This is a genomic window from Rhabdobacter roseus (assembly GCF_014202275.1).
GTDB classification, from domain to species: Bacteria; Bacteroidota; Bacteroidia; order Cytophagales; family Spirosomataceae; genus Rhabdobacter; species Rhabdobacter roseus.
In genome coordinates this window covers 19,623-33,227 of record NZ_JACHGF010000003.1, presented here as the reverse complement: position 1 = coordinate 33,227, position 13,605 = coordinate 19,623, and the positions used below count along the sequence as shown (strand labels likewise).

At 55.2% G+C, this 13,605-nt stretch carries 10 protein-coding genes; 4 read left to right on the top strand and 6 right to left on the bottom strand.

The window, feature by feature from the left end; translation table 11 throughout:
* Positions 1-51: 51 nt before the first annotated feature.
* The 4 genes from HNQ92_RS10190 to rfaD all read right to left on the bottom strand — a co-directional run bounded on the left by HNQ92_RS10190 (position 52) and on the right by rfaD (position 5,678).
* On the bottom strand, positions 52-2,283 hold the full coding sequence (locus tag HNQ92_RS10190) for a monovalent cation:proton antiporter family protein (RefSeq protein ID WP_184173853.1): 2,232 nt from the start codon (positions 2,281-2,283) through the stop codon (positions 52-54).
* 198 nt (positions 2,284-2,481) lie between these two features.
* A complete protein-coding gene (locus HNQ92_RS10185; RefSeq protein ID WP_246439961.1) occupies positions 2,482-2,985 on the bottom strand; it encodes a DUF3299 domain-containing protein in 504 nt (167 codons plus the stop codon).
* A 150-nt stretch (positions 2,986-3,135) separates the two neighbouring features.
* A complete protein-coding gene (gene sufB, locus HNQ92_RS10180) occupies positions 3,136-4,581 on the bottom strand; it encodes a Fe-S cluster assembly protein SufB (protein ID WP_184173851.1) in 1,446 nt (481 codons plus the stop codon).
* A 131-nt stretch (positions 4,582-4,712) separates the two neighbouring features.
* On the bottom strand, positions 4,713-5,678 hold the full coding sequence (gene rfaD / locus HNQ92_RS10175) for an ADP-glyceromanno-heptose 6-epimerase (protein ID WP_184173849.1): 966 nt from the start codon (positions 5,676-5,678) through the stop codon (positions 4,713-4,715).
* Positions 5,679-5,894: 216 nt separating this feature from the next.
* On the opposite strand from rfaD, the gene HNQ92_RS10170 reads away from it, so the two are divergent.
* From HNQ92_RS10170 to HNQ92_RS10155, 4 genes are read left to right on the top strand one after another with little or no spacing between them, the layout of a single operon-like run.
* A complete protein-coding gene (locus HNQ92_RS10170; RefSeq protein WP_184173847.1) occupies positions 5,895-6,311 on the top strand; it encodes a 6-pyruvoyl trahydropterin synthase family protein in 417 nt (138 codons plus the stop codon).
* A gap of 29 nt (positions 6,312-6,340) precedes the next feature.
* Positions 6,341-8,077 carry a hypothetical protein gene (locus HNQ92_RS10165; protein ID WP_184173845.1) on the top strand — a complete coding sequence of 579 codons (1,737 nt, stop codon included), beginning with the start codon at positions 6,341-6,343 and terminating at the stop codon, positions 8,075-8,077.
* Positions 8,074-9,180, top strand: a complete 1,107-nt coding sequence (lpxB, locus tag HNQ92_RS10160; protein WP_184173843.1) for a lipid-A-disaccharide synthase — start codon at positions 8,074-8,076, stop codon at positions 9,178-9,180. The genes HNQ92_RS10165 and lpxB overlap by 4 nt, the downstream gene beginning before the upstream one ends.
* Positions 9,181-9,210: 30 nt before the next feature.
* A complete protein-coding gene (locus HNQ92_RS10155) occupies positions 9,211-9,966 on the top strand; it encodes an EcsC family protein (protein WP_184173841.1) in 756 nt (251 codons plus the stop codon).
* A gap of 36 nt (positions 9,967-10,002) precedes the next feature.
* Here HNQ92_RS10155 and HNQ92_RS10150 read toward each other — a convergent pair whose 3' ends face one another.
* Complete coding sequence (locus HNQ92_RS10150) at positions 10,003-12,420, bottom strand: hypothetical protein (protein WP_184173839.1); 2,418 nt, start codon at positions 12,418-12,420, stop codon at positions 10,003-10,005.
* A gap of 54 nt (positions 12,421-12,474) precedes the next feature.
* On the bottom strand, positions 12,475-13,590 hold the full coding sequence (locus tag HNQ92_RS10145) for a DUF4249 domain-containing protein (protein ID WP_184173837.1): 1,116 nt from the start codon (positions 13,588-13,590) through the stop codon (positions 12,475-12,477).
* Between the last annotated feature and the right edge of the window lie 15 nt (positions 13,591-13,605).

Sequence of the window (13,605 nt, the reverse complement as noted above, 5' to 3'; positions counted from 1 at the left end):
GCCGTTTTGCCAGGTACTTGGCCCAAGTACCCCTGCAAAAAAGCAGGTACCTTAGCTGGCCTGAAACACTTCCCGAATGTACTTTTTGTGGCCGGCGATCCAGAGGATGTCCCCGGCCTGAATAACCTCCGACGACTCCGGGTTGAGAATACGGTGTCCTTCGCGCTCCAGACCTACCACCAGCCCGTTGGTGAGCTCCCGGATCTGGCTTTCCCGGATGTTTTTCCCCACGAACGAATGCCCGCCGCGGATCTCGATGTGTTCCAGCGCTATGGGCGACTCTTCTCCCAGGTACTTGTTGCCCTCACTGACGCGGCGTTGCTCTACCAGGTCTTTGAAGCGCTGCAGCTGGGAGTCGGTGCCGATGACCTCGATGCGGTCGCTGGGAAAGAGGCGGTCGGTGGGTTTGGGGAGCAGAATTCGTTTGCTGCCGCGTTCGATCAACACCACGTTGATGCCGTACTTTTCGCGTAGTTTGAGCTCCTGCAACGATTGTCCAATCAGGGGCGAGTCGGCGCTGATCTGGAAAAAAGCTAAGTGGGCGTCCCAGGGGGGCAGCGTAAGGGTAGACTGCGATTGCTCCCGGGCGTTCAGGTTTTCGATAAAGCGCGTTTCGATGCGGTTGTAGAATCGCTGTAATTTTTGGTAAAATAGCGCAAAGGAAGGAATAATGATAAGCGCGGCGATGACCAGGGCCATCTTTACGGTAAAGAAAGTGCTGAGTAAAATACTAACGAAAACCACCGCCAGCGTAACCCGCAAAAGCTCCAGAAGCAAGAGAGGGCCGCGGTTGAACTTCCGGTCGATCCAAAGGGCCTTGTAGGAGCTGCGGTGCGACCGCTTGAATACCAACGCCCACAGGAACGGGGCCATAGCCAGGAGCGCCATCGCACTCGTAAGTACCCCTCCCAGCAGGGGGTCGGGCATTCTTCGCTGCACCAGCGGAAGCAGCGCTCTTGACGCCAGTAACAGCAGCGCGATGATTACCACGGAGTTCAGCACAATCACCTGCAGGTAGTCTTTCAGGACGTCGTTCCAGTGGCTATGAGTGCGTATGGTTTGGGTGGTGTTGCTGTATCGGTTCAGGAAATTGTACCACTTGGTGGGCATGCGTTCTTTGATCCATTCGTAGAGCGGCACGGCGGCCTTGATGCAGTAGGGCGTGGTGAAGGTGGTGATCACCGATACGCCCACGGCAATGGGGTAGAGGAAGTCGCTGGTGACGCGCAGCGCAATGCCCAAGTTGGCGATGATGAACGAAAATTCCCCGATTTGTGACAAGCTCAGGCCCGCCTGGATGGACGAGCGGAGCGGCTGGCCCGCAATGAGGGAGCCCACGCTGGCAAAGAGCGTTTTGCCCACAATCACCACCACCACCAGGATCAGCAGCGGTACGGCGTACTGGACCATCAGGCTCGGGACGATGAGCATCCCCACCGACACAAAGAAGATGGCTCCAAACAGATCCTTGACGGGCTTGAGCAGGTGCTCGATTTTTTCGGCCTGGGTAGTTTCGGCCAGAATGGACCCCATGATAAACGCCCCCAATGCCGCCGAAAAGCCCGCCTGGGTGGCGATGGTGACCATCAAAAAACAAAGCGCGATGGACGTAATCATAACGGTCTCGTCGTTCATGTAGCGCCGAAAAGACTTGATGAACGAAGGAAAAATGAAGATGCCGCCCAGAAACCACAGGATCAGGAAAAAGACGAGCTTCGCCACCGAAGCCAGCATCTCGATGCCCTCAAACTGCTGGCTCACTGCCAGGGTAGAAAGCAGGACCATCAAAAGTACCGCCACCAGGTCCTCAATGACCAGAATGCCCATCACCACGCTCGCAAACTGCTGGCTCTTGACGCCCAGCTCTTCAAAAGCCCGGATGATGATCGTGGTGGAAGAAATGGAGATAATCCCGCCCAGAAAGAGGCTGTCCAGGTGGCTCCAGCCCATGAGCTGCCCCGCCGTATAGCCGCTCAGCAGCATGAAAGATACCTCGAATAACCCGCTGATGGCGGCGGTACTCCCTACTTTAACGAGCTTCTTGAAGCTGAACTCCAGCCCCAGGTTGAAGAGCAGAAAGATAACGCCTATTTCGGCCCAGATCTGGATGGATTCGGTCTCGACGACGGAGGGAAAAAGCGGAAAGTTGGGCCCCACCAGCAAGCCGGCCAGCAAGTACCCGAGTACCAGAGGTTGTTTTAAGCGCTTAAAAAGAATGGTCGTTATACCGGCGGCTCCCAGGATCAGGGCCAGGTCAACGATCAGATGGGGAATGTGGTTCATGCGGTATTATTGCGTCAGAATCTACAATAATACTAAAATTTGGGTGATTTTGGGCCCGAAAAATAGATAAGCAACAGTCAGAACGGATAAGTATTTAGCCGCCCAAGTACCCCTGCCCGCCAGGGAAGTACCTTTGACGCGGAGCACCCAGGTACTGGTTACTACTAAAAAGATCGGTTGGAAAATCGAGCCGGGTGGCTACTGCAACACGCTGGCCTGGTCCAGGATGTAGTTGAGCTCGTCGATGTTGGTGGCGTTGAGCCGCAAAGTACCCTGGATCGTAGCTACCTGGTCTACCTTGAAGCGGTGCGGCTTGCTGAGCTTAACCTGTGCGATGGATTCGGGCCCGGACCCGCCGCAAAAGAAGCACATGGCCATGGGCTGCTGCGAGATTACCAACATTTCGCCGTCGGCCGTCATCGGGATCATGTACCCCCGCAGGATCACCTTTTTGCCTTCCAGGTTTTTGACCGCCGGGCCGAAGGTAGGGTAGAGGAAGTACATGCCTATGTCGTCGTTCCATTTCTTCTTAAAACGGACGTCGGTCAGGTCTTTCCAGGTAATTAGCAGCGGCTCAGCCAGACGTGGCTCGGCCGGGCCGCGCTCGGCCAGACGTGGCTCAAAGGTACCCGGACGAGCGGAGACAAACGCCAGTGACATCACGGCTAGACTCGCCAGAACAAAAGGACGGAGGTACTTCATAGCAACTATTTTGTGCAACAACGATGCAAAATAAAAAGTTATTTTACCATTTGCAATGAAGTTGCATAAAGTACCTTGGTAAAGGAGCGTAAAAAAAGAAATCCTCCGCCGGAGCAGAGGATTTCTTTACAAAAAAGTATGCGTGCCAAACTAGCCTACGCTACCTTCCAGGCTGATTTCGAGGAGCTTCTGGGCTTCTACCGCAAACTCCATCGGCAGCTGGTTAAGTACCTCCTTGGCGTAGCCGTTCACGATGAGCGCCACGGCTTGTTCGCTGGGAATACCGCGCTGGTTGCAGTAGAACAGGATATCCTCGCCGATTTTGGAGGTAGTGGCCTCGTGTTCGACGGTGGCTGAGGGGTTGTTTACTTCAATGTAGGGAAACGTGTGCGCCCCGCACTTATCGCCCAGCAGCAGCGAGTCACACTGGGAGAAATTACGGGCGTTTTCGGACCGCTTGAATACCTGCACCAGGCCCCGGTAGGAGTTATGGCTCTTGCCCGCCGAAATGCCTTTGGACACAATCCGGCTCTTGGTATTCTTCCCGATATGGATCATCTTGGTACCCGTGTCGGCCTGTTGCATGTTGTTGGTCACGGCCACCGAGTAAAACTCACCGATGGAGTGATCGCCCTTCAGGATTACCGAGGGGTACTTCCAGGTGATGGCCGAGCCGGTTTCAACCTGCGTCCAGGATATTTTGGAATGAGCACCGTCGCAGATGCCGCGCTTGGTTACGAAGTTATAGATACCACCCTTGCCGTTGGCGTCGCCAGGGTACCAGTTTTGTACGGTAGAGTACTTTACTTCGGCCCGCTCGTGCGTAAAAATCTCCACCACGGCGGCGTGAAGCTGGTTTTCGTCCCGCATGGGGGCGGTACAGCCTTCCAGGTAGCTTACGTAGCTGCCTTCGTCGGCCACGATGAGCGTCCGCTCAAACTGACCCGTCCCGGCGGCGTTGATCCGGAAGTAGGTCGAGAGCTCCATCGGGCAGCGTACTCCTTTGGGAATGTACACAAACGAACCGTCCGAAAAAACGGCCGAATTCAGGGCGGCGTAGAAATTGTCCCGGGGTGGTACTACCGAGCCCAGGTACTTCTTTACCAGCTCCGGATGCTCCCGGATGGCCTCGCTGATGGAACTGAAAATGATTCCTTTTTCTTTGAGCGATCCCTTGAAGGTTGTGAAGACCGACTCGGAGTCCATGACGGCGTCGACGGCCACACCCGACAGGCGTTTTTGCTCGTCCAGCGAAATCCCCAGCCGCTCAAAGGTATTGCGCAGCTCGGGATCGACGTCGTCCAGGCTTTCTACTTTTTTCTTTTTCTTCGGGGCCGAATAGTACTTAATGGCCTGGAAGTCAATCTTGGGGTACGAGACATTCGGCCAGGTAGGCTCCGTGGTTTTGATCCAGGCCCGGTACGCCTTCAGGCGCCATTCCAGCATCCATTCGGGTTCTTCCTTTTTGGCTGAGATGAATCGCACTATATCTTCACTCAGACCGGGAGGGGCTTCGTCCGCCTCAATGTCCGTAATGAAGCCATATTTATATTCCGAACTGGTGATTTCTTCTAATAATTCTGCTTCTTTACTCATAATCTTGTAGGTCAGCTACTTTGTACGTACTCATAACACCCCGAAAGGTTTCTGAGTTTAATCGTGACCCCAAAAATATACAAAAAATCCGAATAGTTAAGCTACAAGTACCGAGCAAAGCCAGGACAGCTTTAAAAGTACTTCCCGGGGATCAGGTAGTTCTTTACGTAGTCTTCGATGCCTTCCTCCAGCGTATGGAAGGGCTTCGTGTACCCTACGGAGCGCAGCTTGCCCATGGCGGCCTGCGTAAAGTACTGGTACTTATCCCGAATATCGGCGGGGGTATCCACAAACGAGATGTCTGGTTCTACGTCCATGGCCCGGAAGGTATTCGTCACCAGATCCAAGAAGGTGCGCGCCTGGCCGCTGCCGAGGTTATAGATGCCGGCGTCTTGGCGGTGGTGCATAAAAAACAGGCAGACGTCGATGAGGTCTTTGACGTAAATAAAATCCCGCATTTGCTCGCCATCCTTGAAGTCGGGGTTGTGGGAGCGGAAAAGCTTCATCTGGCCGGTCTTTTGGATCTGGTGGTAGGCGTGGAAAATCACCGACGCCATCCGGCCTTTGTGGTACTCGTTGGGGCCGTATACGTTAAAGAATTTCAACCCTACCCAGAAGAAAGGCTTCTTCTCTTGCTCCAGCGCCCAAATGTCGAAATCGTTTTTGGAGTCGCCGTAGGGGTTGAGCGGTTTTAGCTGCGCAATTTTGGACTCATCGTCGTCGTAGCCTTGTTCGCCCAGCCCGTAAGTAGCCGCCGAGGAAGCGTATACGAGCGGGATCTGGTACTCGATGCACTTGTTCCAGATGTCTTTGGAATACTGAATATTTAATTTTTCAAAAATTTCACGGTCAAACTCCGTGGTGTCGGTGCGGGCACCAATGTGGAAGATAAACTCCACGTCGGCGTGATTTTGGTCCAGCCAGGTGAAAAATTCGCTGCGCTCTACGCGCTCCTGAATGGTTTTCCCGGTGAGATTATCCAGCTTCTGGAGCTGGGCGAAGTCGTCCACGGCAATGAGATGCGTGAAGCCTTCCTGGTTGAGTTGACTAATAAGACAGCTGCCAATGAACCCGGCAGCACCCGTAACAATGATCATAATCGTAGGCGTTTCGTGCTTGTGGTAGGTAGACCCTGCCTGGCTCTGAATAGTTCGAAAGACAGGATTTAAAAAAAGTAAAGGTAAAATAAATACCCGGATGCAGCCCCGATGGACTACCTATGAAAGTAGGATTTTTTTTAGCCAAAGTGCCGAATAGCTACCAAACTACCAAGACAAGCTGTAATTTTGTAGCAGAATTATTCAGAAAATAGTATGATTTACGTAACCAGGAAAGAACATTTCAACGCGGCGCACCGGCTCTACAACCCTAACTGGTCGGAGGAGAGAAATCAGGAGGTGTTCGGACCCTGCGCCAATATAAACTACCACGGCCACAACTTCGAGATTTTGGTTACGGTAAAGGGGGTGCCCGATCCCGAAACAGGCTTTGTGATTGATTTAAAGGTACTTGGTGATATTATCAAGCGCGAGCTGATCGACAAGGTAGATCACAAAAACCTAAACCTGGACGTGGATTTTATGCAGGGCAAGATGGCCTCCTGCGAGATCTTCGTCCTGGAAATATGGAAGCTCCTGGCCCCCGCCATCGGGACGGCGGCTCCGAACGCCCAGCTGCACTACATCAAGCTGATCGAAACACCCAAAAACTTTGTGGAGTTTTACGGATAATAGCTACGTTTGTGCCTTCACTCCCTCCTATGCCTGCTGCTAACCCTACCCGCTCCGTATTCTTTTTTGGTGTAATCGTGCTGGGAATCGTGTTGCTGTACGTTGGGTACATCAACCACTACGCCCTAAACATCCCCATCTCGGACGACTACGACCTGGTGCGGGTGAAGTACACGTTGCTGACGCAGGAGCTGTCGGGCTGGGAGCAGCTCAAGTTACTGCTGGAGCCCGAAAACGACCACCGTATTTTGTTCCCGCGCCTGGTGGCGTTGGGTTTTTACGCCTGGGAGGGATTTATCAACTACCGCACGCTGATCTTCTTTGTCAATGCCTGCCTGCTGGGCCTGCTGCTGGTGTGGGGGCTGAGCTTTCGGCGGCAGGGGCTTTCGCACTGGTACCTGTTGCCCGTGCTGCTGTGGTACCTGAACCCCTTTCTGTACGACGTCACGCTGTGGGGCATCAACGGGATGCAGCACACCATGCTCAACCTGCTGGTTTTTAGTTCGCTCTACGTACTTTCCTATTTTCAAAAAAAAGGTACCTTGCTGGTGGGGTTGGTGCTGGCCCTGATGGCTACCTTCACCAACGGCAACGGTTTTCTGGTGTTTCCGGCGGGGTTGGCTATGCTCCTGGTCGCCCGCGAATGGGGCAAAAGTGCGGTCTGGAGCGCGGGGATGCTGGTGGCGCTCGGGGGGTACTTTTTCAATTACAAAGCCGGACAAGCCACGCAGGTAGATTTCACGGCCGAATTTATCCGAAACGTCGCCATCAGCTTTGGGGCCCTTTCGGCGGGCTGGGTGGAGGCGTTTGGGGCCGATCCGGGTACCTTGATCTGGCTTTCATTCGGCCTGGGGTACCTCACTCTGCTTCTCATCGTGCTGGGCCTGGCCTTGCTGCTTTTTCCCGTCACTACCTTTTCGGCCCGGAGCGGTCCGTATTTTTGGGTGGGCGTCCTGGTTTTTTCGGCGCTTACGATCGGCATCATTGCCGTGTCCCGCGGGGGGCGCGATCTGTTTTCGGTCTTTACGAGTCGCTACAGCCTGTATCCCATTCACTTATTGACGCTTGTCTACGTCATTGTGCTGGCGGTTGTGCGCCGGGGCCCACAGCGCGTTATTTTTGTAGGAGCGCTCCTTTTCGGGCTGCTCTTTGTAGCTGAGAGCTACTTTCAGTACGCCAAAGGCCGCGACGTGCGCTACCGGAATCTGGTGGCGGATCATTTCAACTGGCGGCAGCATCGTCGGCTGGTGACGCACTTCCGCAGCGACCTGGCTGATTTCTTCACGCTGGACGCCTACCAGCGGGGGATCTACCGGATGTCGGACTTCCCGCTCGTCGGGGCGGAGCGGGCCATGCGCGCGCGCTGGAGTTCAACGATCCACGAAGTGCCCCTGGCCCTAACTACCCAGACCGACTCGATCCGTTTCTTTGGTACTCCGCAACAGATCACGCAATTCACGCTGGACAACACCACCCTGCCGGACCAAAACCGCGGGTACTACCTGGTGCTCAAATCCCACAGCGGGGCTACCTACCTGCTGCCTACCTGGCCCACGCCGGGGGGGCGGAAGCGCTTTTTTACGGCCGGGGAAGTGTACAAGCCGGGCTTTACCGTAACGTCTTACACCGAGAATTTCCGGCCGGGTACCTACCGCATCGGGTTGCTGACGGGCCAGCCCGGAAAGTACCAGGTCCAAAGTACCTCCTACGCGTTGCAAGTGGATTCGACGAGCGCTTCCCTGCGTATACAACCCCTGTCCCCATGAACTACTACCTCATTGCCGGCGAGCGCTCGGGCGATCTGCACGGCGCCAACCTCATTAAAGGCATTCGGGCCAGCGACCCGGCCGCCCGTTTCCGGGGCTGGGGCGGGGACTTGATGGTCGCCGAAGGCATGGAGCTGGTGACGCACTACCAGGACACGGCTTTCATGGGTTTTTGGGAGGTAGCTAAAAATATTGGTACCATCCGGGGGCTCCTGAAAAAATGCAAAAAAGACGTGCTGGCTACGCAGCCCGACGCCCTCATCCTGATCGACTATCCAGGGTTCAATTTACGCATGGCGGCCTTTGCCAAAAAACAAGGCCTCCGGGTTTTTTATTATATATCACCCAAGGTATGGGCCTGGAATCAGCGGCGGGCGCTGGCTATCAAAGCCACCGTAGACCGCATGTTCGTGATCTTTCCCTTTGAGGTCGATTTTTACCAAAAATACAATTATGCGGTAGACTACGTGGGTAATCCGCTGATGGACGCCGTGGCTTCCTTTGCGCCCAGCCCTACCTTTCGGGCCGACCAGACCTTGCCCGACCAACCCATCGTGGCGCTGTTGCCCGGTAGTCGGCAGCAGGAGGTGGTGAATATGCTCGATGCCATGCTCAGCGTGCAACCCTACTTCCCCAACCACCTGTTTGTGATCGCGGCGGTACGCAATCTCCCGGCAACGCTCTACGAAAAGTACCAGCAAATCCCCAACGTAAGGCTGGTCTTTGAAGCCACTTACGACCTGCTGTCGCTGGCGGAGGCGGCCCTCGTTACCTCGGGTACCGCTACCCTGGAAACTGCCCTTTTCAACGTACCGGAGGTCGTTTGCTACCGCACCAGCGGGCTATCCTATGCCGTAGCCAAGCGATTGATCCGGGTACCTTACATCTCGCTGGTCAATCTGATCATGGAGCGGGAGGTAGTAAAGGAGCTGATCCAGGATGAGCTAAGTACCCCTAGGCTGGTGGAGGAGCTGCGGGCCATTTTGCCCGGAGGTACCCAAAGAGCCGCGCAGCTTAAAAATTACGCGCTGCTGCACGAGCGCGTGGGTGGGGCGGGTGCTTCCGAACGCGCGGGCCGCCTGATGGTAAGCTATTTGCAATAGCTTACTTTACGATCTTACCTATATGTACCTATGAGAACCTACGAAGATACCGTGAGCCGGGAACTAAGGCAGTGGCAGATTAAAATGCAAAAGCCGCCGTCGCTGGGAAACAAGGTAGCTAAAAACGTCCAGACCCGGCTCAATCGGCTGATACCCGACAAGGTACATCAGGCCGTTACGGCCACCATCAAACAAATGACCCGGGCCGTGCTGTTTGGCTCGGAATTCACCACCCGTAAAAAGGAGCAATACCGGAGCCTGGCGATGCGCGAGGCGGTGGTAAAAGAGCGGATAAATTTCTACAAAAAAACGGGAGCCGTGGAGGGGGGCGTGACGGGGGCCGGGGGCTTTTGGCTGGCGATGGCCGATTTTCCCATCCTGTTGGGAATAAAAATGAAAATGCTTTTTGAAATTGCTTCGCACTACGGCCACGACGTCGAAGACTACCGCGAGCGGTTGTACATTTTGCACATATTTCAGCTGGCTTTTTCGAGCCAGGAGCGCCGGAAGGAAGTATACCAGCAAATGGTTGGCTGGGACAAGAAATGTGCCGAGTTGCCTCCCGATATTGACCAGTTTGACTGGTACCAGTTTCAGCAGGAGTACCGCGACTACATCGACCTGGCCAAAATGGCCCAGCTGCTGCCCGGCGTGGGAGCTGCGGTGGGGCTGGTGGTTAATTACCGGCTCATTCAGCGGCTGGGCGAAACCGCCATGTACGCCTACCGGATGCGCCTCGCCGACCGCGCCTTGCTACCCGCTACACCCTCCCTGCCTGAGCACTAGCGTAGCAGAGGTACCTGCTTGGCTGCTAGCTTGCCTTTAGAGGGTTCTTTTGTTTACCGTAAAGGTAAGCGAAGTACTTCCCGCCTGGCCCTGGCCCGTCATGCCCTGCACCACCACCCGGTAGGTACCGGGCTGGTCGGAGGTGTAAAAATCCAGCTTGTGCTTGCCCGTGGCGTCTGTCACTACCGTCGGTGCCCAGTACAGCAGATTTCGGAAGTCGGCCATCCTGCTGGCCTGATTCGCTTTGAGGTCATAGCGCGGTGCGTAAAATTCACGCTGGGCCTGTACGCCCTCGTAGCTCATAACCAGCGCGTGGGGGTTGAGCGGAAAGCCCGCCAGATCTCCTTTGTAGGTAAAATAGCTCACCACGCCCTGAAAAGTAGTAGACCCCAGGATGTACTGGGTGTCCATCACTTCCATTTTTTTTACTTTGAGCGGATCAAAAGCAATGATTTGGTTGGTATTGAAAACCGGCACGCCATCCAGCAAAACAAGAGGATCTCCCTCAAAAAAGCCCTTTCGTTCTTTGTCGATGATGCGGTAGTGAAACTTACCCTGCCGCCTCCGTACCGACACTTCGGGTACGTACTCCCGCATTACCTCTTCCATGGTGGGAAAGCGCGTGTAGTCGTCCAGAAAGTACTTCCGGTTGGGGATGCCGTAAAAAGCCAGGCTATCGAGCGCCGGCTCGGTAGTCAGTTGAGACGGGGCAGGGGAGTAGGCGTTGGTAGTTTGCATGTGAATGCTGCGGTTCAACAGCGGGTCTTTCAACCCTTTGTCAAACGAAAAAGCGGGTAACGGCCGGGCCGACACTTTGTCCGAGAAAGGGGAAAGTATCTCCATCCGGTAGACGCTGTCCAGTCCCGTATTGGTTTGTAGAATGATTTCTTTGGGGCCGTACACGTTTTTTAGCTCAAAACGAATGTTGCCCTGCGGATCGGTCCGCGAGACGAAGAGTTGGGCCCGACGGGCGGGATAGGAGAGGTAGGTGTCGATGTACCCAATGGGGGTACCACTCTGGATCGCCGACAGCCGTCCCTGAACAAAATGGCCGCCAAACTCCGGCAAAAATTCGGGGGCGTCGGACTGACCCGCCAGTACTTCGTCCCATCGAAAACGGCTCCACCCGTGGGTCAGCATCAGGTTGTCCAGGGCCGTAGTAGCCGTAGCGTCGGTATGAGTGAGGTAGTAATCCGGCGACTCCACGGTACCCTTCAGGTCCGACGTGAGCCAGAGGTAGTTTTCGATGGTAGGTAGCTCTTCGGTAGAAAGCGAATCCAGCAGGTACACCGCTACCGATAGGTCCGCCGCGGCGGGAGCCTGGGTACCTACCTGGGTGGTGAGCTCAATGGGTACCTTTTCCCGGTTTTGGTAGGCCTTCTTGGGTATTTTCGCTTCCAGCCGCAGCGCTGAGGCCGGGCGCTGGCAGTACAGGCGCTCCGCAACGGGCTGCTGGTTGAAGTTGAAGAGCGTCAGGTGCGTGATGCCGTCGCTCAGGGAATCCTTCGGGACCAGGAATTCGGCCCGTCCCGCCCGAAGGTTTTGCGCCTGGGTATAACGCGGAACCGACCGCGTGTGCGCCAGCAGGTACAGCTGCGGAGGGGTACCTTCGGGCATTCTGGCCGTGACGATCACTTTAAGCGCGCTGGGAGAGGCGTCAAGTACCTGGATGCCGTAGCCCTGCTCCCGGATGGCGGGCAGGCGGTGGGTGGAGGTGCGACCCAGGCTGTCGGTGAGCAGGACGTGGTAGTCGTTGCCGTCGGTGGGCGTAAAGGTAAAAGAACCAATGCCAAAGGTAAGTGGGCTGAAGCGGAGCAGCGTGTCGTTGTGCTGGTTGCGCAGGGTACCCTGGAAGCCTAGCCCCGCTCCGTTGGGCGCAAGAGCCCTGAAGCCCACCCGGCCTTCTACATTCCGGACCAGCTGCCCCCCTTCGGGAAAGAACTGCAGATCGTAGGGCTGGGCCTGAACCACCGGCGGCGGTGGCTCGAAGCTCCGGAAGGGATTCAGGATGGTGACGGTCGTTTGAAAATAAAAATCCGGGCTGAAATTCTTCATCCAGTTGGTGTAGCTACGCACCGTATAGTGGCCACTCGCCAGGGTAGCGGGCAGGATCAGCGCGCCGTTGCCGCGGCCTTCGTGCAGGGCTATTTTTGTTTGCAGTACCGGGTTTTGATCTTTATCCAGAACATCCAGGTAGGCAATCTGGCTGGCGTCCAGAAAATGATGCCGGGTACCTTCCACGTAGTACATCTTAAACCACATGGTTTCGCCGATGAGGTAGGTAGGGCGGTCCAGGTGGACAAAAATCTTTTCCTGAAAGGCCTGATCCCGGTATTTTTTTAGCTGCCGGAGGGGTACTTCCAAGGTACCTGGCTGAGCTTGCACCAGCTCCGCTCCCGCCAGCAGCGCGAGCAGGGATAGCAGAGAAGAAAAACGGAAATTAAAGTACTTCATGGGCTAGGGGCCTTTGGTCAAAATAAAAACGACGTTCTGGTGGCAGGTACTTTCCTACGGCCAGTAGCTGGGCTTGGTGGTAGTTCCGCCCCGGGTCCGGCAGTCGGCGCAGCTGACTGTACCAATCAGATAGTCCGGGAAAATGGCATTTTCACCAAAGTACTCCGAAATAATCATTTCCTGGGTTTCAAGTACTTTAAAGCGATCAAGCGTGTCAATGATCGGGCAAAAACCCATCCGCCCCATCCGGGGCGCGATGAGTAGCCGCTTTTCCTGGGAGGCCGAAGCGCTGAAAAAACCAAAGGCCAGTTCCTGCGGATCGGTAATACACTTGATGTTGCCGGTGATTTGCGAAGGCAACGGATCGAATAAACTACCCGTTTGCTCGGTCGTTTTGGCCAGGCTGATCCAGTATTGGAAGCCTTCCTGCGTGAGTGCATACTGCTTAAGCAGGATGCTGTACCTGCTGCGAAGCTTGCCCGTGGAGGCCGACACAAAGGTAATGGGGTGTTGGCGTAGCACGTCTTGACTGAGCTTCACGGTAGTACCTACCAGGATCGTGGCGGGCTTGGTTGAGCTCCAGCAGGTGTTGATGTTTTCTCTTCGGTCCACCACCGCGCCGTCTTGTATTTCATAGGCCGAGTAGAGCGGCATGCTGTACTCCCAGGTTTCTTCAAACTTCCAGCGGTAGAAGCGGGTGTTGCTCTGCGGGTCCTGGGTATTGACGTAAAACTGAATACCATCCCGAGCCTCGTCTACTTTATAGGTAATGCTGTCGATAGGAGGTGTTTTTTTAATGGGTACGTAGTCGGAGTAGTATTCGTAGCCTCCCGACGTCCGGATGTACAACCGAAATTGTTCGGCTTCCTGAAACGACTGCGGAGGGAGCATGTACCTGCCTCCACCTACCTGCGCAAACGGAAAGGTACTTCCCCGATCGCCCTGTACGCGTACCTGCGCGCCGTTTTCCTGGGTGGGCTGGTCGGTGTCCAGGATGTTTTGGGTGCGGCTGAGCCGAATCCAGCTCGTGTCGGAGCCAACGTCCAGAAAGCCGTCTACCACCAGGTACTGCCGGGCCGAGGTGATCTCGGGGGGCGAAAAGGGATCGATGCAGCTTTCCAGGAAAAAAAAGATTCCTACTAATCCTAACAGGGAGAAACGATACTTCATACAAATTTCCATTCT